Annotated in this window: 16 protein-coding genes and 2 tRNA genes; 3 read left to right on the top strand and 15 right to left on the bottom strand. The window is 63.6% G+C overall.

What is annotated here, in order from left to right:
- Positions 1 to 30 precede the first annotated feature (30 nt).
- Entirely contained in the window at positions 31 to 615 is a 585-nt protein-coding gene (locus LFT44_RS00090) for a DNA-3-methyladenine glycosylase I (protein ID WP_442863658.1), read from the top strand.
- A 265-nt stretch (positions 616 to 880) separates the two neighbouring features.
- Here LFT44_RS00090 and LFT44_RS00085 read toward each other — a convergent pair whose 3' ends face one another.
- From LFT44_RS00085 to LFT44_RS00075, 3 genes are all read right to left on the bottom strand, one after another.
- Positions 881 to 1,348, bottom strand: a complete 468-nt coding sequence (locus tag LFT44_RS00085; protein WP_236800399.1) for a carboxymuconolactone decarboxylase family protein — start codon at positions 1,346 to 1,348, stop codon at positions 881 to 883.
- A gap of 535 nt (positions 1,349 to 1,883) precedes the next feature.
- Positions 1,884 to 2,762: a rhomboid family intramembrane serine protease gene (locus LFT44_RS00080; RefSeq protein WP_236800398.1), complete on the bottom strand. Its 879-nt coding sequence runs from the start codon at positions 2,760 to 2,762 to the stop codon at positions 1,884 to 1,886.
- 9 nt (positions 2,763 to 2,771) lie between these two features.
- Positions 2,772 to 3,317 (bottom strand): peptidylprolyl isomerase, encoded by a 546-nt coding sequence (locus LFT44_RS00075; protein WP_236800397.1) that lies wholly within the window; start codon positions 3,315 to 3,317, stop codon positions 2,772 to 2,774.
- A gap of 155 nt (positions 3,318 to 3,472) precedes the next feature.
- On the opposite strand from LFT44_RS00075, the gene LFT44_RS00070 reads away from it, so the two are divergent.
- Both LFT44_RS00070 and LFT44_RS00065 read left to right on the top strand, forming a co-directional pair.
- A complete protein-coding gene (locus LFT44_RS00070; RefSeq protein ID WP_236800396.1) occupies positions 3,473 to 4,414 on the top strand; it encodes a hypothetical protein in 942 nt (313 codons plus the stop codon).
- 137 nt (positions 4,415 to 4,551) lie between these two features.
- Positions 4,552 to 5,427: a glycosyltransferase gene (locus LFT44_RS00065; RefSeq protein WP_236800395.1), complete on the top strand. Its 876-nt coding sequence runs from the start codon at positions 4,552 to 4,554 to the stop codon at positions 5,425 to 5,427.
- Positions 5,428 to 5,430: 3 nt separating this feature from the next.
- On the opposite strand, the gene LFT44_RS00060 is transcribed toward LFT44_RS00065, so the two are convergent.
- From LFT44_RS00060 to dnaA, 12 genes are all read right to left on the bottom strand, one after another.
- A complete protein-coding gene (locus tag LFT44_RS00060) occupies positions 5,431 to 6,369 on the bottom strand; it encodes a DMT family transporter (protein WP_236800394.1) in 939 nt (312 codons plus the stop codon).
- An 83-nt stretch (positions 6,370 to 6,452) separates the two neighbouring features.
- Positions 6,453 to 6,528, bottom strand: a tRNA-Ala gene (locus tag LFT44_RS00055).
- A gap of 71 nt (positions 6,529 to 6,599) precedes the next feature.
- Positions 6,600 to 6,716 (bottom strand): DLW-39 family protein, encoded by a 117-nt coding sequence (locus LFT44_RS00050; protein WP_229748488.1) that lies wholly within the window; start codon positions 6,714 to 6,716, stop codon positions 6,600 to 6,602.
- Positions 6,717 to 6,786: 70 nt separating this feature from the next.
- Positions 6,787 to 6,860: transfer RNA gene (locus LFT44_RS00045), tRNA-Ile, on the bottom strand.
- Between the two features lie 97 nt (positions 6,861 to 6,957).
- A complete protein-coding gene (locus LFT44_RS00040; RefSeq protein ID WP_236800393.1) occupies positions 6,958 to 7,629 on the bottom strand; it encodes a DUF3566 domain-containing protein in 672 nt (223 codons plus the stop codon).
- Entirely contained in the window at positions 7,622 to 10,300 is a 2,679-nt protein-coding gene (gene gyrA / locus LFT44_RS00035; RefSeq protein WP_236800392.1) for a DNA gyrase subunit A, read from the bottom strand. Before gyrA ends, LFT44_RS00040 begins: the two co-directional genes overlap by 8 nt.
- A 55-nt stretch (positions 10,301 to 10,355) precedes the next feature.
- On the bottom strand, positions 10,356 to 12,443 hold the full coding sequence (gene gyrB / locus LFT44_RS00030; RefSeq protein WP_272910817.1) for a DNA topoisomerase (ATP-hydrolyzing) subunit B: 2,088 nt from the start codon (positions 12,441 to 12,443) through the stop codon (positions 10,356 to 10,358).
- 379 nt (positions 12,444 to 12,822) lie between these two features.
- Positions 12,823 to 13,377, bottom strand: a complete 555-nt coding sequence (locus tag LFT44_RS00025) for a DUF721 domain-containing protein (RefSeq protein WP_236800391.1) — start codon at positions 13,375 to 13,377, stop codon at positions 12,823 to 12,825.
- The gene (gene recF / locus LFT44_RS00020; protein ID WP_236800390.1) at positions 13,367 to 14,572 is read right to left on the bottom strand and encodes a DNA replication/repair protein RecF; all 1,206 of its coding nucleotides are present in this window, start codon (positions 14,570 to 14,572) and stop codon (positions 13,367 to 13,369) included. The genes LFT44_RS00025 and recF overlap by 11 nt, the downstream gene beginning before the upstream one ends.
- A gap of 45 nt (positions 14,573 to 14,617) precedes the next feature.
- Positions 14,618 to 15,502: a phosphogluconate dehydrogenase (NAD(+)-dependent, decarboxylating) gene (gnd, locus tag LFT44_RS00015; RefSeq protein WP_236800389.1), complete on the bottom strand. Its 885-nt coding sequence runs from the start codon at positions 15,500 to 15,502 to the stop codon at positions 14,618 to 14,620.
- 93 nt (positions 15,503 to 15,595) lie between these two features.
- Entirely contained in the window at positions 15,596 to 16,720 is a 1,125-nt protein-coding gene (dnaN, locus tag LFT44_RS00010) for a DNA polymerase III subunit beta (protein ID WP_236800388.1), read from the bottom strand.
- Between the two features lie 538 nt (positions 16,721 to 17,258).
- Positions 17,259 to 18,680, bottom strand: a complete 1,422-nt coding sequence (gene dnaA / locus LFT44_RS00005; RefSeq protein ID WP_018769876.1) for a chromosomal replication initiator protein DnaA — start codon at positions 18,678 to 18,680, stop codon at positions 17,259 to 17,261.

The raw sequence follows: 18,680 nt of genomic DNA, 5'->3' as shown, positions 1-18,680 counted from the left end.
AGGACTGCACTGGCTGCCGGGTCCGCCGGGGTGATCGTTGGCGAGGATGGCCTCGCCCGGCCCGCCTGGGCTGCAACCGATCCGCTCATGCGGAATTACTACGACCAGGAATGGGGACTGCCCGTCACGGACGAGCAGGGCCTGTACGAACGGATCTGCCTCGAGGGCTTCCAGGCAGGGCTTTCCTGGGCAACCATCCTGCGAAAGCGCCCTGCATTCCGTGCCGCCTTCGCCGGGTTCGATCCCGAGCAAGTCGCCTTGTTCAGCGTCGCTGACGTGGAGCGGCTGATGCAGGATCCGGGGATCATCAGGAACAGGCTTAAGATCCTCGCCGCCGTCAGGAATGCCCAGGCCACCCTCGAGCTAAGGAACGACGGCGGATTGGTGGACTTCGTATGGAGCTTCCGCCCTGCCAGCACGCCCAGGCCGCAGGCAATCACCGACATCCCCACCCAGTCGGCAGAGTCCCTTGCCTTATCCAAAGCGCTCCGAAAGCGTGGCTTCTCTTTCGTGGGACCTACCACCATGTATGCGCTGATGGAGGCCGTGGGGATTGTAGACACCCATCTCCTGGGCAGCCACCGCCGGGGTTCCTCGGGCATCTGGCCTGAGTAGCCCCTTTCCCACCCCGCGTCCTGCAACTGCCTTTCTGTTCGTTGCGCGTCCTGCTCCGGCTATCCAGTTATCCCCAGCTGTTGGGAAAGTTATCCACACTGTGGAAAAGCGGTGTTTGCATGGCCGGGGAAACCAGGCGCGGCGGTGGGCAGCAGGGGTCCTGCGTCATCCCGCCCCTCAACCTGCTGTTATTAACAGTGTGGAATACCTGTGGATAAAGCGTTGGCCGGGCTGGGATCGGCTTCATGCACAGTAACGCCGGTGGCTAAGGACGCTCCCGCCTGACGGGATGATGGCTGGTGATGGAGACCCGATTAAATGCATTCATTGTCACGGCAACCCAACTCACGGCGGAAAATTCTTCAGCTGTAAGGCATTGCCGCGCGACTGCCTCTGCGTGCTCCCTGGCACGGTCGTCCGGGAGCTGCGTAATGCTTTCCACGAGCCCCAGTGCCGCCCGCTCCTTGTCCGTAAACAATGCAGTCTCACGCCATGCCGGCAGGACCGCCAGCCGCTGGGAGGTCTCTCCCGCCTCTCCTGCCCTCCGCACGTGCAGGTCCAGGCAGTAGGCGCAACCGTTGATTTGTGAAATGCGGACGTTGAGCAGTTCCAGCAGGCCCCGCCCTATTCCGGCCTCTTCCGCCGTTTCCTGCACCTTGAGGCCCAATCCGCTGATGGCCTTCCACAGGGCTGGATGCTGTTTGTCCAGGTACAGATGCTCGGTGACGCTCACGGGTGTCCTTCTCGCGGTAACGGCTGGCAGGCAACCATCATAGGCAGGATGGGAACCCTGCCCGGCTGCCTGTTATCCACTTACCAACATCGCAATACCCACAAGTTATCCACAGCTGTGGGAAACAGAGTGGAAATCCCCACCGCGAAGGGCTTTTGGCCCTACTCCCACGGGTTGATCCGGCTCGGGAACTACAACTCTGTGACTTATTAACACTGTGTATATCGCTGTCGATAACTCTGCGCCGGGATCAGCCGCGGGGGCTTTGGGGCTGGATATGGCCCGTTTTTCCACAGCAGCGTCCAGAATCCCCCGCTTATCCACTTACACACAGCGATATCCCCACAGGTTATCCACAGGTGTGGAGAAATGGCCGACCCACGAGGCAGGCTTGCCAGTACAAGCCGTCAACGCCGGGGTTGGTGCATGAACTACACCTTTGTAAGTTATTAACACTGTGGATAAGGGCTGTGGAAAAGAAAGCGACTCCGCACCTTCCGGTCCGGAGTCGCTGAGTACTGCACGCTCGAGGGGGCTAGAGAGACACGCGCACCCAACTCACGGCGATAAGCAGCGCAAACACGGCTGCGAGGCCCAATGCCTGGATGAGGCCCCGCCGCCGCCCGCGCGGAGCGTAGGCAAGGACGGCGGCACACAGAGCGCCGGTGATCAGGCCCCCCAGGTGGGCTTGCCAGGCGATGTGGGGGATCAGGAAACCGATGACGCCGTTGATGGCGATCAGGACCCACAACTGGCGGGTATCTCCGCCGCGCTGCCGCTGGACCAGGAGCATGGCACCGAAAAGGCCGAAGATGGCGCCGGAGGCGCCCACCAGCCCCACCAGTCCCTGCCCGGGCACCAGCAGGGGGTTCAACAGCAGGTAGCCCACAGAGCCGCCGAGCGCGGAGATAAGGTACAGCGCCAGGAACCTAACGCGGCCCAGGATCGGTTCCAGGGCCTGCCCGAAGATCCAAAGCGTGTACATGTTCAGGAGGATGTGCAGCAGCGAGTCCGGCGAGTGGAGGAAAGCTGACGTGATCATCCGCCAGGGTTCGAAGGCCCCGTACTGCGGGGCGGCAAAGATGTTGTTGTAGGCGAACTGCTTGTACACCCAGTCGCCGGGAATGAGCATCTGCAGCGCGTAGACAACAACGCACGCTGCGATGATGCCGAACGTCACCAACGGCTTGCCAGTGGCAACGGCACCGCCATAGACGGTCCGTACCTCCGGCGTCGCCCGTTGTGTTTCGTTGACGCAGTCAACGCATTGGAATCCGACGGCGGCCGCCCGCTGGCAGTCGGGGCATGCCGGGCGCCCGCAGCGCTGGCAGCGCACGTAGGACGGCCGGTCCGGGTGCCGGGGGCAGACCGGAACCTGGGCGGACGGCTCAGCCGACGGAATTCCGTAACTCATGGTGGAGCGTTACAGCTGTTCGATGTCGATGCTGTTGATGGTCACGTCTTCCACCGGGCGGTCGCCCATGCCGGTGCGCACGCCCTCGATGGCGTCGACGACCTTCCTGGATTCTTCGTCAGCCACCTCACCAAAGATGGTGTGCTTGCCCTGGAGCCAGTCCGTGGGAATGGTGGTGATGAAGAACTGTGAACCGTTGGTGCCCTTGCCCATCTGGATGCCGGCGTTGGCCATTGCGAGCTTGTAGGGCTGGTTGAAGTTCAGTTCCGGGTGGATTTCGTCGTCGAAGCGGTAGCCGGGCCCGCCGGTTCCACGGCCCAGGGGGTCGCCCGCCTGGATCATGAAGTCCTTGATGATGCGGTGGAAGATGGTTCCGTTGTACAGCGGGGTGCCGGTCTTGTCCTCGCCGGTCTCAGGGTGGGTCCAGGCCTGCTCGCCGGTGGCAAGGCCCACGAAGTTCTTGACCGTCTTGGGCGCGTGGTTGCCGAAGAGGTTAACCACGATGTCGCCGAGGCTGGTGTGGATGGTTGCTTTTGCAGTTGCGATGGCAGTCATAGGCCCCATTCTTCCATGCCGGTTCGGGCCGGCCACGGCTGCGCAGTCAGTTCCGCGCTGGGTGAAATCCCCCTAAAATCCGCAGAGTGAATAGCCCGTGAAGATCTGGGCACGTAGGCTAGCGACAGAACCGTCACATTAATCGGGAGGTAGTTGTGAAGAAATCGGATCGTATTGCCCGTGACCTTGAGCAGTCGGTCACCAGCGCGGTGGTAAACGCCAAAGATTGGGCGGCTCCCCGGGTGGAGGCTGCCGTGGACTGGGCTGTTCCCCGCCTGCAGCAGAGCCTTGATACTGCATCTCCCAAGATCCAGGAGGGCCTGAAGTCTGCCGCCCATAACCTGGCAGACGGTGTTGCCACCGTAACTCCCCGGATCCAGGACGGACTGGCCCAGTTGGCTCCCAGGATCAACGACGTTGTCGAAGGCGCATCCCCTAGGCTGCACGAAGCATTGGACAAGGCCACCCCGGTGGTCCTGAATGCGCGTGACCGGGTTGTGGTGGAGTACCTCCCCAAGCTCTCGGACCAGATCGGCGTGGCGTCCGGAGCGGTGCACCGCACCCTGGAAAGCACTCCGGCGCGGGTTGACGCCGTGGCTCAGAAGCTGGGGGACGTGGGACTCATCAACGCCATCCAGGAGCAGGCCCAGGCGACTGGAGCCCAACTCAAGGCCGCTGCGGCCGGCGCCGGCCGCGCGGTGGACGTCCAGTTGGCCCAGCCGGAAAAGCCGAAGAAGCGCGGCTGGCTGATCTTCGGCGTGGTGGCCGCAGCCGTGGCAGCCGGCGTTGCAGCCTGGAAGGCATCCAAGCCGGTGGAAGACCCGTGGAAGACTCCTTCGCCGGTCACGCCCACTCCCGCCCCCGTTCCCTCCACCACCGTCAGCGACGTCAAGGAAACTGCTGCAGACGCCGCTGGCAATGCTGCGGCTGCAACCGGTACGGCCGCGGAAGCCGTGGCGGACAAGACCGCTGATGCAGCAGAGGCCGTCAAGGAAAAGTCTGCCGACGCCGCCGAGAAGGCCAAGCATGTGGCCGACGACGCTGCCGAAGGTGCCCAGAGCGCCGCCAAGGATGACAAGGGCAGCAGCCAGGCCTAGCTTTCCCCGCGGCACAAAAGCCTGCACCTAAAAGGAGCTCCGTTTCACGCGGAGCTCCTTTTTTGTGCCTACGGTCCGGTTCCGGGACCGGCCCCTCGGTCCCCGGCAGGAAGAGGCCGGATGCTAGATTTGAGGTAATGCCAGCCAACCGATCCTCTGGGGATGCCGTGAACGACGCAGCCATACAGCTCCGCGTGTCCATCGTTATCCCGGCGTACAACGAGGAGAGCGTGATCCGCCAATGCCTCATCGCTGCCATCTATCAGTCCGTTCCTGCCCACGAGATCATCGTGGTGGACAACCTCTCGAAGGACCGGACCGCTGACATCGTCCGTCAAATGCAGCTGGAATATCCGGAAAGCCCCATCATCCTCCTGACCCAGGACCGGGAGCAGGGGCTTATCCCCACCCGGAACTTCGGGCTCAACTGCGCCACCGGGGACATCCTGGGACGTATTGACGCGGACTCCATCGTGGAACCGGACTGGGTTGAACAGGTTCAGAAGGCGTTCGCTGATCCGTCTGTCCAGGCCGCCACCGGCCCCGTGGTTTATTACGACATGCCGATGCGCCGCTTCGGGCTTAAGGCGGACGACAAAATGCGCCAGCTTATGTTGAAGCTGGCCAAGCACCAGTACCATTTCCTCTTCGGCTCCAACATGGCCCTGCGTGCCAGCGCCTGGGAGACCATCCGCGACGAGACCTGCCGGGACGAAAAGGACGAGATGCACGAGGACATCGATTTGTCCCTGCACCTGGCCGACCATGAGCTACCGGTGCGCTACTGGCCGCAGATGGTGTCGGGGATGTCGGCACGCCGGCTGGAGGACTCACCCCGCGACTACCGCTACTACGTCACCAGGTTTGACCGAACTTACAAGGCCCACAACGTCAAGAAGATGGCGCTGAAGGCTCCCATGGTGGTCTTCTTCTCGGTGTATTTCCCGGCCAAGCTCCTTAGGGCCATCCACACGGTGAACACGGCACAGCCGATGCGCCGCGGCGGCCAGTAGCGCTCAGTCAGTTCCCAGCTCGGCCAGGCGTTCCGACGGCGGCTCCTCCTGGGTCGCCGCCCCGCGCCTGCCGGCCCTGCCGTTCCTTTGACCCAGGACCACGACGGCGAGTCCCACCAGGATCAGCCCGAGCCCGGCGTAAGTGCCTGCAGGCAGGGTCTCGTGCAGGAACACGGCCGCCAGCAGGGCCGCGCCGGGGATTTCCAGCAGGATGATCATGGAGACGATGAGCGGGCTCATGGTGGCCAGCAGGTGGTTGAAGGCGGTATGCCCCACCAATTGCGCGCAGACGGTAATGGCGGCGATGCCGAGCCACCCGGCAGGTTCGAAGCCGGCGAGGGGCTGGCCTGCGATCAGGGCCAGCACGGCCACCAAAGCCGCGCACATGCCGTAACAGAGCGTGGTGTAGGTTCCAGTGGTCATGCTCTGCCGTGCCTTGCCTCCGGCCAGTGTGTAAAGGCCGGCCAAGGCACCGCCGGCCATGGCCAGCAGGTCACCCACGAGGGCTTGCGGGGACGATCCCAGATCGAAGCCGGTGATGGCCACGACGCCGCCGAACGCGATGCCCAGGCCAACCAGTACCTGCCAGCGGTGCCGGGTACCGCGGACAAGCTGGAAGACCGCAATCCAGGCCGACTGCAGGCACACCAAGGCCGTGGCCGCAGCCACGGAGGTGAGCTGCAGGGATGTGATGAAGCAGGCAAAGTGCAGGGCAAGGGCGACGGCGGCCAGTGCTGACCAGCGGAACTCGCGGCCGGTGATGCGGCCGAACTGGCGGGGCTGCCGGACCAGGGTGGGCGTGGCCATGACGGCTGCACCGATGGCATTGCGCCAGAAGGCGATGGCCAGGGCGCTGACGCTGGTGGCACCAAGGGTGGCCGCGATCAAGGGACCCGAGGAAGCGACACCCAGCACTCCCAGGGCCGCCAAGAGCAAGTTCACTGCAGCCCCCTGATACTGGTTTCCCGGCGACGATAAAAAGCAAAAGTCCCGGTCTGCGTTATACGCTGACCGGGACTTTCCTATGGTGGAGGCACGGGGACTCGAACCCCGAACCCCCTGCTTGCAAAGCAGGTGCGCTACCAATTGCGCCATGCCCCCATAAGAAGCAACCCGTCCATCATACCCTAGAACCGGGGAGCGTCTGACCGCTCCCGGAGCGGGTGTCCGGGCTAATCAACCGTATCGGTTGACTTGCTCCAGACTGTTTTCCGGGCTTCGGACTCCTGTGCTTTCCGGTAGACAAGGACGCCTGCGATTGCCGCTGCCAGTACAAGCAACTTCTTCACATGCTCCCCGTTCCGGCCAGGTACCGGACGAACCGGACCAAACCTCCGTTTGAAACCTGCACAGGTTCCGTGGGCGTACCAGGACTTGAACCTGGGACCTCTTCGTTATCAGCGAAGCGCTCTAACCGCCTGAGCTATACGCCCCGATCCCTCATCGGGCCGAGACATGACTTTACAGCACACCCCGGCCCGATCTCAAATCGGGCTTTTCCGTCGGGCCGCAGCCGCCGGAAGTGGCCTCCTAATCGTCCGTGAGGGTGACACCAATACCGCCCACCAGGGTGGCGGAGATGTTGTAGAGGACGGCGGAAAGCATCGACAGTGCCGTCAGCAGGACAACGTTGACCACGGCAATGATGGTGGCGAACGAGGCCACCTGTCCCAGCGAGGCAACCTTCTTCAGTTCAAAACCGCCGCTTTCAGAGCCGGCGAGCGTGCCGAGGAGGCTGTCCACCTGGTCGAAGATTCCGGTCAAGTCCAGGACAGTCCAGAGGACGATGGCGGCCACCACGGTGACGATGCCCAGTGCCACGGAGAGCAGGAACGCCATTTTCAGGACGGACCAAGGATCCACCTTGCTGACCAGAAGGCGCGCGCGGCGGACCTTGGCCTTGGGAGCCGGCTTGACCAGGCCGGGCGTCCCCTGGCCGGAGGATCCCTGCGCAGGGCGCTGTCCTGCCGGTGCCGGGCGCTGCCCCTGCTGGCCCTGGAGGGGGCGCTGGCCGGGCTGCACAGGGCGGTCACCCTGCTGCGGGCGCTGACCGGGGACGGCGGGCCGCTGGCCCGGCGCACCGGCGGGGGCCGCCGGGCGCTGCTGCGGACGTACGGGGGCGTTCACGCGGGGTGCCGCTGAAGGCCGGTTCCCGTCGGGAACAGCACTGTTCGGCTTGGGAAATGAGTCGGAATTACTCACTCGTTACCTCCGTGTTGTCTTCGTTCGGCTCAGCGTCGCCCGAGGCGTCCTCTGACTCTACGGCCGGTGATTCTTCTGCCATTGCTGGCGCGGCGGATTCCCCAGCGGTACCGCCATCTTCAGCCAACGTTACGTCATCACCGCCGGATTCTTCCTCCTCGAGGCCGCGTTCGCTGTTGCGTGCCACCTCGATGATCCGGTCATTCTTGTCCGGTTTTGCGAAGATGACGCCCATGGTGTCGCGTCCCTTTGCGGGAACACCGGCAACGGAAGACCGGACAACCTTGCCGCCCTCCATGACCACCAGTACTTCATCCTCCTCCTGGACGATGAGTGCGCCCACCAGGTGGCCGCGTTCCTCCTGGTACTTGCCTACCTTGATCCCCAGGCCACCGCGCCCCTGCAGGCGGTATTCCTCCACCGCCGTGCGCTTGGCATAGCCGCCCTCGGTGACGATGAACACGAACGAACCGTCGGTGACCACGTCGGCGGCCAGCAGTTCGTCGTCCTCGCGGAACTTCATGCCGGTGACGCCGGACGTCGCACGTCCCATGGGACGCAGCGCATCGTCGGTTGCCGTGAACCGGATCGACTGGCCCTTGCGGGACACCAGGAAAAGATCGTCGGTTTCCGAGACGAGCTGCGCGGAGACCAATTCATCGCCATCACGCAGGTTGATCGCGATGACGCCGGCCGAACGGTTGGTGTCGTAGTCCTCCAGCCTGGTCTTCTTTACCAGTCCCCTCTTGGTGGCCAGGACCAGGTACGGCGACTGCTGGTAGTCCTTCAGGTCCAGGACCTGGGCGATATGTTCATCGGGCTGGAACGCCATCAGGTTGGCAACGTGCTGGCCCTTGGCGTCCCTGCCCGCTTCCATCAGCTCGTACGCCTTGGCACGGTAAACGCGGCCCAGGTTGGTGAAGAACAACAGCCAGTGGTGGGTGGTGGTGACGAAGAAGTGTTCCACCACGTCGTCGCCGCGCAGCTGGGCACCCTTAATGCCCTTGCCGCCGCGCTGCTGCGACCGGTAGTTGTCGCTGCGGGTCCGCTTGACGTAGCCGCCGCGGGTGATGGTGACCACCATCTCCTCTTCGGGGATCAGGTCTTCCATGGACATGTCGCCGTCGAAGCCCATGAGGATCCTGGTGCGCCGGTCATCGCCATGCTTGTCCACGATTTCGCCCAGCTCGGTGCTGATGATCCCGCGCTGGCGCTCTTCGGAGCCAAGGATTTCCTTGTACTCGGTGATCATGGCCTCAAGTTCAGCATGCTTTTCCTGGATCCGCTGGCGTTCCAGGGCAGCCAGGCGGCGCAGCTGCATGTCGAGGATGGCACGCGCCTGAATCTCGTCGATGTCGAGCAGTTCCATCAGCCCGTCACGTGCGGCCTCGGTGGTGCTGGAGGCGCGGATAAGGGCGATGACCTCGTCCAGCATGTCCAGTGCCTTCAGGAGGGCCCGCAGGATGTGGGCCTCTTCCTCCGCCTTGCGCAGCCGGTACCTGGTACGGCGCGCGATGACGTCCATCTGGTGCGTCACCCAGTGGCGGATGAACGCGTCGAGGCTCAGGGTGCGCGGCACGCCGTCCACGATGGCCAGCATGTTGGCAGAGAAATTGCTCTGCAGCTCGGTGTGCTTGTAGAGGTTGTTCAGCACCACCTTGGGCACGGCGTCACGCTTCAACACGATGACCAGCCGCTGGCCGGTGCGGCCGGACGTCTCGTCCCGAAGGTCCGCGATGCCCTGGATCTTGCCGTCCTTGACCAGTTCGGCGATCTTGATGGCCAGGTTGTCCGGATTGGCCTGGTATGGAAGTTCCGTGACCACCAGGCAGGTGCGTCCCTGCAGCTCCTCCACGGCAACCACGGCGCGCATGGTGACGGAACCGCGACCGGTCCGGTAGGCGTCCTCGATGCCCTTGTGCCCCAGGATGGTCGCACCGGTGGGGAAATCGGGGCCCTTGACCCGAACCAGCAGCTCCTCAAGGAGCTCCTCACGGCTGGCCTCAGGGTTGGCCAGGTACCACTGCACGCCGTCGGCCACTTCCCGCAGGTTGTGTGGCGGGATGTTGGTGGCCATGCCCACGGCAATGCCGGACGAACCGTTGACCAGCAGGTTGGGGAACCTGGCCGGCAGGATGGTGGGTTCCTGGTTCTTGCCGTCGTAGTTGTCCTGGAAATCGACCGTTTCCTCGTCGATGTCCCGGACCATCTCCATGGCCAGCGGGGCCATCTTGGTCTCGGTGTACCGGGGCGCCGCGGCACCGTCGTTGCCCGGCGAGCCGAAGTTGCCCTGACCCAGCGCGAGCGGGTACCGCATGGTCCAGTCCTGGATCAGGCGCACCAGGGCGTCGTAGATCGCGGTGTCACCATGCGGGTGGTACTGGCCCATGACCTCGCCCACCACGCGGGCACACTTGTTGAAGGAACGGTCCGGGCGGTAGCCGCCGTCGAACATCGCGTAGAGCACGCGGCGGTGTACGGGCTTGAGGCCGTCCCGGACGTCGGGGAGGGCACGGCCCACGATGACGGCCATGGCGTAGTCCAGGTAGGAACGCTGCATTTCCGTCTGCAGGTCCACCTGCTCCACGCGGTCGATCAGAACGTCGCCTTCAAGAACGGTGTCCGGAGTTCCGGCCTCGGGGGCGGGATTCTCGGGTGTTTCGTCGCTCATTCTTTATTTTCCGTTTCAGGTATATGTCTGGTTCTGAATACTTTGGAGCTGGTCCTTAGATGTCCAGGAACCTGACGTCCTTGGCGTTCTGCTGGATGAAGTTACGGCGCGATTCCACGTCTTCGCCCATCAGGACGGAGAAGATCTGGTCGGCGGCAAGGGCGTCGTCCATGGTGACCTGCAGCAGGGTGCGGTGATCCGGGTCCATGGTGGTATCCCACAGTTCGGTGTAGTCCATCTCGCCCAGGCCCTTGTAGCGCTGGATGCCGTTGTCCTTGGGGATGCGGCGTCCTGCTGCCTGCCCTGCCACCAGCTTGGCGTCGCGTTCGCGGTCGCTGTAGACGTAGTCGTGCGGCGCGTTGGACCACTTGATCCGGTAGAGCGGGGGCTGGGCCAGGTATACGTAGCCGTTCTCGATCAGCGGCCGCATGTAGCGGAACAGCAGGGTCATCAGCAGGGTGGTGATGTGCTGGCCGTCCACGTCCGCGTCTGCCATGAGGACGATCTTGTGGTACCGCAGCTTGGCGAGGTCGAAGTCTTCGCCGATGCCGGTACCGAAGGCGGTGATCATGGACTGGACTTCGGCGTTCCCAAGGGCTTTGTCCAGGCGGGCGCGCTCCACGTTCAGGATCTTGCCGCGCAGCGGCAAAATGGCCTGCGTTTCAGGGTTGCGGCCGCGCTTGGCGGAACCGCCGGCGGAGTCACCCTCCACGATGTAGACCTCGCACTTTTCCGGGTCTTTGGAGGAACAGTCGGACAACTTGCCGGGCATGCCGAAGGATTCAAGCGGGCTCTTGCGCCGGGCATTGTCGCGCGCCTTCCTGGCCGCCATTCGAGCCTGTGCGGCGGAAATCGCTTTGCGGATCACATCGCGGGCGGGGCCGGGATTGCGCTCAAGCCAGTCGCCCAGCCCGTCGGTGACGACGCGCTGGACGAACCCCTTGACCTCGGAGTTGCCCAATTTGGTCTTGGTCTGGCCCTCGAACTGGGGCTCGGCCAGCTTGACGGAGATGACGGCAGTCAGGCCCTCGCGGATGTCATCACCCGTGAGGTTGTCATCCTTCTCCTTGATGATGCCCTTTTCCCGGGCGTACCGGTTGATCAGGGACGTCAGGGCAGCCCGGAAACCTTCTTCGTGGGTGCCGCCCTCGTGGGTGTTGATGGTGTTGGCGTAGGTGTGCACGCTCTCGGAGTAGGCACTGGTCCACTGCATGGCCATTTCCAGGGCGATCTTGCGTTCCGTGTCCTCGGTTTCGAAGGCGATGACGTCCTCGTGGACCACTTCCACTTTCTTGCCCGAGTTCAGGTGCTTGACGTAGTCCAGCAGGCCTTCGTCGTACTGGTACACCACGGTGCGGTGTTCCGCGCTGACCTCACCTTCAGTGCTGAGGTCGTCGAGGTCCAAGTCGCCGTCGGCGTCACTTGACGCGGACTCGCGCTCATCGGTCAGCGTGATGCGCAGGCCCTTGTTGAGGAAGGCCATCTGCTGGAAACGGGCCCGGAGCGTTTCAAAATCGAATTCGGTGCTTTCGAAGATTGTGGGATCCGGGTAGAACGTCTGGCTGGTACCGGTGGCATCCGTTTCTTCGCCCTTGACCAGGCTGCCCTGGGGCTTGCCGCCGTCGGCGAAAGACATCCGCCAAACGTGGCCCTGGCGCCGCACTTCGGTATCCACCCGGCTGGACAGGGCGTTGACCACGGAAATGCCCACGCCGTGAAGGCCGCCGGACACGGCGTAACCGCCGCCGCCGAACTTTCCGCCCGCGTGCAGGATGGTCATGACCACCTCGACAGTGGGCTTGTGCTCAGTCGGGTGCATGTCGACGGGGATTCCACGGCCGTCGTCAACCACTTTGACGCCGCCATCTGCCTGCAGGACTACCTCGATATGGCTGCAGTAGCCGGCCAGCGCCTCATCCACGGAGTTGTCCACCACTTCGTAGACCAGGTGGTGGAGGCCGCGGGGACCGGTGGAGCCGATGTACATGCCGGGACGCTTGCGGACAGCCTCGAGGCCTTCAAGGACAGTGATGTCACTGGCGCCGTATTCCCGTGGAGTGGCTGCCGCAGGTGGAGTATCAGGGGTGCGGCCATCCTCGACTGCTGTATCTGCTGCCAGAATATCTGTATTGTCGTTAGCCACAGGCGCTGCGACTCCTCTGTTCTCGATGATGGCCGGCCGGTTTCTCTTCCCATGGGAAAAGCCACCGGCCAACAGGCACAAACTTATGGCGCCGGTGACTTGCTGACGGTTGGTGATCCATGCTCCGCACACGGGAAGTGCGCGGAGAACGGACTGAAGTCAACGTCTCATCCGCGCCCAGTTATCTGCGTCAATTCTACCGCGAACAGGCTCATATCCCCGCATTCCAGGGCCTTCGCCCGCAGCGAATATGCCCATGCGAGGCTCTACGCCCCGCCTAGGGCGGCCCAGCGGTACGCCCTCCGGGTGCCTATACACGCTGCGGTCCCTACAGCGCCCTACACGGCCTTGGACGCAGTTTCAAGAGCTGCCGTCCGGACTATCCATACGTATCCCGCGGCCCGCGGCCGTTGACGCTGCGCCCGCCTTTGCGCCAACTAGGTGCCGAGGGGCCAAGCACCTGGATGCTGGTAACCACGCCGTCGCCCAGTTCGCGGCGGAATTTCTCGAGCAGGCTGCTGCTCAGAAGCCGAAGCTGGGTTGCCCAGGCAGTGGAATCACACCGCACGTGGAGAGTGGTATCCGTGAAGCTTTCGGGTGTGCAGTGGGCGGAAATTTCCGGCCCGACCAGGGTTGCCCACTCGGCCATGACGGATCCAACGGCCACAGGCGAGGTCCAGCCGCGCTCCGCGACAAGCCGGCCAACGACCTTTCCCAGGCCCAGCGGATCGCGGCCGGTGGCGTGGAACTGGCTGAAACCCCTGGTGTCCCGGATGCTGCCTTTGGCCTTTGCGGCACCCGGCTTCGCCACTTTCCGGCGGACTTCGCCTCTTGCGGCCGCCGCTTCGCGCATGCGGTTCAGCGCAGCCTGCGGGGCGTCGATGTTGTCAGGTTCGCGGCCTGGCTGCAGCCCGCCGCCCTGTTCACTGCTCATCGATACCTCCCGGGATGACTTTCACCCGCCGCCCGGACAGCTCTTCCGGAATATCGGCGTCGACGGCGGCGGTCACCAGGACCTGTTCCGCGCCGGAGACTATTGCCGCCAGTTTACGCCGACGCTGGACGTCCAGTTCGGCAAAGACATCGTCAAGGATGAGGACGGGAGCGGAACCGCCAGTCCGGGCATCGTCCAGCATGACGTAGTAGGAAGCGAGCCGGAGGGACAGGCACATGGACCACGTTTCCCCGTGCGAGGCGTAGCCCTTGGCGGGCGCCTGGCCGAGCATCAGTTCCAGCTCGTCGCGGTGCGGGCCAACCAGGGAGATCCCCCGTTCCAGTTCCTTCTTCCGGGATTCGGCGAATGCCCGGACATACCGTTCCGTGAGTTGTTCGACGGAGAGAAGCCGCAGGTCATCCTGTTCGTCTGGGGAACCTCCGTCCGTGGTGCGCTGGGCGCCGGAGGCCGGGACGCCGTCGTCGTCCATCTGGTTCTGGAGGGTTGAACGGTAGGTGGCGTCAGCGGGCTTTGATGCGTCGGTGAGTTCCGCATAGGCGCGGGCGAGGTGCGGGCGAAGCCGTTCCACCAGCTCCAGCCGCGCGTGCAGCAATTCCGCTCCGGCCCGGGCCATGTGCTGGTCCCACACGTCCAGGGTTGACTCATGCGCGGCGGTGAACCGCCCGGCCCGCGCCGACTTTAGCAGGGCGTTGCGCTGCTTGAGAACCCGGTCGTAGTCACTGCGGGTGGCGGCGTGGTGCGGCACGAGGCTGGCAAGCAGCTCGTCCAGGAACCGGCGCCGGTTGGACGGATCGCCCTTGACCAAGGCCAGGTCCTCCGGGGCAAAAAGGACGGTCTGGCAGATGCCCAGCAGGTCGCGGGCGCGGACGGGGTTGCTGCGGTTGATGCGTCCCCTGTTGGCGCGGCCGGCATTGATTTCCAGCTCGAGGACTGTGGTCTGGGTGCCCCGGACCAGCCGGGCGCGGACCAGTGCCCGTTCCGTGCCGAACCTCAGCAGTGGCCCATCGGAACTGACCCGGTGGGAGCTCAGTGTGGCCAGGTACCCGATCGCTTCCATCAGGTTGGTCTTGCCGATGCCGTTGGAACCCACCAGGACGGTAACGCCGGGGCCCAGGGCAAGGTCAACCTGGGCGTAACTGCGGAAGTCGGTCAGTGAAAGGTGTTCCAGATACACGCGGTTTTCGGCAATTCTGGGAACCCTGCAGGTTCCCGGTGGGTGCTACTTGGCGGGACGGGTTGCGTGGCCGCCGAACTGGTGGCGAAGCGCGGAGACCATCTTCATGGCGGGTGAAGTGTCCTCCCTTGATGCGAAGCGGGCGAACAGTGCGGCGGTGATGGCGGGGGCGGGGACGGCGTTGGCGATGGCCTCTTCCACCGTCCAGCGGCCTTCGCCGGAGTCCTCCACGTAATCGTCGATCGAGGCCAGGCCCGGGTCCTCGTCAAGGGCCTTGACCATGAGGTCAAGCAGCCAGGAACGGACAACAGTTCCCTTCTGCCAGGCCCGGAACGTGCCGGGCAGGTCGGTGACGATGTCCTTGGCCGCAAGCAGTTCGTAGCCCTCGGCATACGCCTGCATCAGTCCGTATTCGATCCCGTTGTGGACCATCTTGGCGTAATGGCCGGCACCGATGCCGCCCACGTGGACAAAGCTGTCCGCCCTCTCACCCTCCGGACGCAGAGCATCAAAAACCGGAAGCGCCCGTTCGATGTCGGCGGCGTCGCCTCCGGCCATCAGGCCGTAGCCGTTCTGCAGGCCCCAGACTCCGCCCGACACGCCGCAGTCGGCGAACTGGATCCCCCTGGCGGCGAGCAGTTCGCCGTGTTTCTGGTCTTCCGTGAACCTGGAGTTGCCGCCATCGATGACAAGGTCTCCCGGCTGCAGCTTCTCGCTGAGTTCGGTGACCACTGCGTCGGTGATGGGCCCTGCCGGCACCATGACCCAGATGATCCTCGGGGCCGGAACAGCAGCGATCAGGTCATCAACGGTGGCGGCGTCGGTGACATCGGGATTCCGGTCGTACCCGGTGACCTCCACGCCGCCCTTGCGAAGGCGTTCGCGCATGTTGAATCCCATTTTGCCGAGACCGATCAGTCCAATGTGCACGTGGAACTCTTTTCTGCGCGGGTGGGGACGGGAAATTTGACGTTGCTGCCAGCCGGCGTCCTTGGCTGGGCCGGTCTGGCAGCCGTCAGCCAGCTAGTTGGGCAGGCGGACGGGCATCACCAGGTAGCGGTAGTCGTCCTGGTCCTCGCCGTCGGCATCGGCCTGGGCCGTGATCATGGCGGGCTTGGGTGCCGTGGTGAAGGAGAACCGGACGAACTTGGTCTCTATGACGCTGAGGCCTTCGATGAGGTAGTGCGGGTTGAAGGCAACGGTGATGTCCTCGCCGGACAATTGGGCTTCGAGTTCCTCCGACGCCTGGGCGTCCTCACCGGTGCCGGCATCCAGGTTCAGCAGGCCGGCAGTGAAGGCGAGCCGGACAGGGGTGTTGCGCTCGGCCACGAGCGATACACGGCGGACGGCTTCCACCAGTTCCTGCGTATGGACCGTGGCGTGGATAGGCGTGGACTCAGGGAACAGCGAGCGGATCTTGGGGTAGTCGCCGTCCACCAGCAGGGATGTTGTGGTGCGGCCGCCGCTTTCGAATCCGATAAGCCGGCTGTCGTCGTTGGACAGTGCCAAGTTGATGTCTCCGCTGTTGCCAAGGGTCTTGGCAACCTCGTTGAGGGTCTTGGCCTTGACCAGGGCGCTGGTGGAGATGCCCGGCGTGACCGGCTTCCAGGGCACTTCCCGCATTGCCAGCCGGTAGCGGTCGGTGGCCAGCAGGGTGATCAGGTCATCCTCGATCTCCATGCGGACGCCGGTGAGGATGGGAAGGGTGTCGTCCTTGCTGGCCGCGATGATGACCTGGGAAACGGCCTGGGCGAAGGCATCGCCGGGGACGGTTCCGCTGATGGCGGGAAGGGCAGGCAACGGAGGGTATTCCGCCTCCGGCATGGTGGCCAGGTGGAAGCTGCTGCGGCGGCAGGTAAGGGTGACTTTGTTGCCGTCGGTCTCAACGTCCACGGGAGCGGAAGGCAGGCTGCGGCAGATATCGGCGAGCAGCCGGCCGGAGACCAGGATGGTGCCTTCATCGCTGATGTCCGCGGTGATTTCAAGACGTGCCGAGGTCTCGTAGTCAAAGCTGGAGAGGCTGACGGTTCCTGCTTCAGCCTTCAGGAGCAGGCCGGAGAGGACGGGCACAGGTGGCCGCGGAGACAAGGACCGGGCTGTCCAGGTAACGGCTTCTGCCAGGACGTCCCGATCGACTCTGAACTTCACGGAGGGGTGCCGCCTTTCATTGCTGCTGCCATGTAAACCCGGGAATTTCGTGCGGAAACTCCGGAAGAAGTTGGGCGCACCCCTGCTGGTGCATGGTCCGCGGAGACGGAAACCACACAGAAACCCAAGGACGGGAGCGCTGCTGACAGCTTAGCCGGAAGATCCGGGATTAACCCATCCCCCCGAAGTCCAGTCCGGCCCTTGAGGGGCCGGTAGGACCCGTTGGTGGACCTGCGCATCGATCTTGTTGTTTGAGGGACTTCGATTTTTTGGGATTCGTAGTGTTAATAACTGCTGTGGAAACTGTGGATAACCCGGTCCTGCCCCACGGTTCCGCGGTTAAGCCCTGTTCATGGAGTGTGCGTTACCTGGGTTTTAAACAGGGTGTGGATGGGGACAACGCAAAAGCGCATTTTTAACGATCCACAGGCGGCTTAAGGGTTTTAAGCCCATTAACCGCGCTTGTCCCCTTAACTATCCACAGGCTTATCCACATGCCCCTGTTAATAAGGTATAGAGTGCGGGCCGCGGTGTGGATTCAGGAGTCGCGCTGCTGCTGCTTGATCCGGTTGGTCAGCTCGGTCACCTGGTTGTAAATCACACGGCGCTCGGCCATCAGCTCGCGGATCTTGCGGTCTGCATGGATGACGGTGGTGTGGTCGCGGCCGCCAAGTTCCTGGCCGATCTTGGGAAGCGACATGTCAGTGAGCTCCCGGCAGAGGTACATGGCGATCTGCCGTGCAGTGACCAGGGTCCGGGTGCGGGACTTGCTGCAGAGTTCCTCCATGCTGAGCTTGAAGTAGTCCGCCGTCTGCTGGAGGATCTGCGCGGAGGTGATCTCCTGCGCACCGTCATCGGTAATGAGGTCCTTCAACACCATCTCGGCAAGGGCCACATCCACCGGCTGCCGGTTCAGGCTGGCGAACGCCGTGACGCGGATCAGGGCGCCCTCGAGTTCACGGATGTTGCTTGAGATCTTGGAGGCGATGTACTCCAAAGCGTCATCCGGGGCGGAGAGGCCCTCGCTCAGGGCCTTCTTCCGGAGAATGGCGATACGGGTTTCAAGTTCCGGCGGCTGGATGTCGGTCAGCAGGCCCCATTCGAAGCGGGATTTCATGCGGTCTTCGAAGCCCGCCAGCAGCTTGGGCGGCTGGTCCGAGGTGATGACCACCTGCTTGTTGTTGTTGTGCAGGGAGTTGAACGTGTGGAAGAACTCCTCCAGCGTCCGGTCCTTGCCGGCCAGGAACTGGATGTCATCGATCAGCAGCACGTCGACGTTGCGGTACGTGGTCTTGAAGCTGGCGCCTTCATCGTCGCGGATCGAGTTGATGAAGTCGTTGGTGAATTCCTCAGAGTTGACGTAGCGGACGCGGATACCGCTGTACAAGCGCCGGGCATAGTGGCCGATGGCGTGGAGGAGGTGGGTCTTGCCCAACCCGGAATCACCGTAGATGAACAGCGGGTTGTAGGCCTTGGCCGGAGCTTCAGCGACCGCGACGGCGGCAGCGTGGGCAAAGCGGTTGGAGGAACCGATCACGAAGGTATCAAAGACGTACTTGGGATTCAGCCGGCCGAACTCATGCGAGGTGCTGGGCAGCATGGGCTGCGGCTTCTGCTCGATGAGCTGGTCGGGTGCGTACGCGGGCTCGACGACGGGCTCAGGCTCTTCGTGGATGGGAACCAGATCCGTGTCGACGTCAATGGCGCAGCGGATGTCCTCGGAGAAGACGTTGTGCAGCGCGTCGTCCAGCGCGTCCTTGACCTGGGTCTGCAGTACTTCACGGGTGAGTTCGTTGGGAACAGCCACCAGGAGGGTGGAACCGATGAGTCCCTGCGCCTGGGCAAGGATGACAAAGCCCCGCTGCCGTGGGGAAACGCGGTGGTCCTGTTCAAGCAGGCTGACAACCCGGCGCCAGGAACTTCCGACAGTATTGGCGTGGTTGGCTTCGTCTACTGTCAT

The organism is Arthrobacter sp. FW306-05-C, assembly GCF_021801725.1.
GTDB lineage: Bacteria > Actinomycetota > Actinomycetes > Actinomycetales > Micrococcaceae > Arthrobacter.
This window is presented reverse-complemented; position numbering and strand designations above follow the sequence as displayed.

Excerpts from the sequence above, each read along its gene's own strand:
- LFT44_RS00075 (WP_236800397.1), bottom strand. The coding sequence starts at position 3,317 with ATGACTGCCATCGCAACTGCAAAAGCAACCATCCACACCAGCCTCGGC.
- gyrA (WP_236800392.1), bottom strand. The coding sequence starts at position 10,300 with ATGAGCGACGAAACACCCGAGAATCCCGCCCCCGAGGCCGGAACTCCG.
- LFT44_RS00065 (WP_236800395.1), top strand. The coding sequence starts at position 4,552 with ATGCCAGCCAACCGATCCTCTGGGGATGCCGTGAACGACGCAGCCATA.
- dnaA (WP_018769876.1), bottom strand. The coding sequence starts at position 18,680 with ATGACAGTAGACGAAGCCAACCACGCCAATACTGTCGGAAGTTCCTGG.
- LFT44_RS00080 (WP_236800398.1), bottom strand. The coding sequence starts at position 2,762 with ATGAGTTACGGAATTCCGTCGGCTGAGCCGTCCGCCCAGGTTCCGGTC.
- LFT44_RS00025 (WP_236800391.1), bottom strand. The coding sequence starts at position 13,377 with ATGAGCAGTGAACAGGGCGGCGGGCTGCAGCCAGGCCGCGAACCTGAC.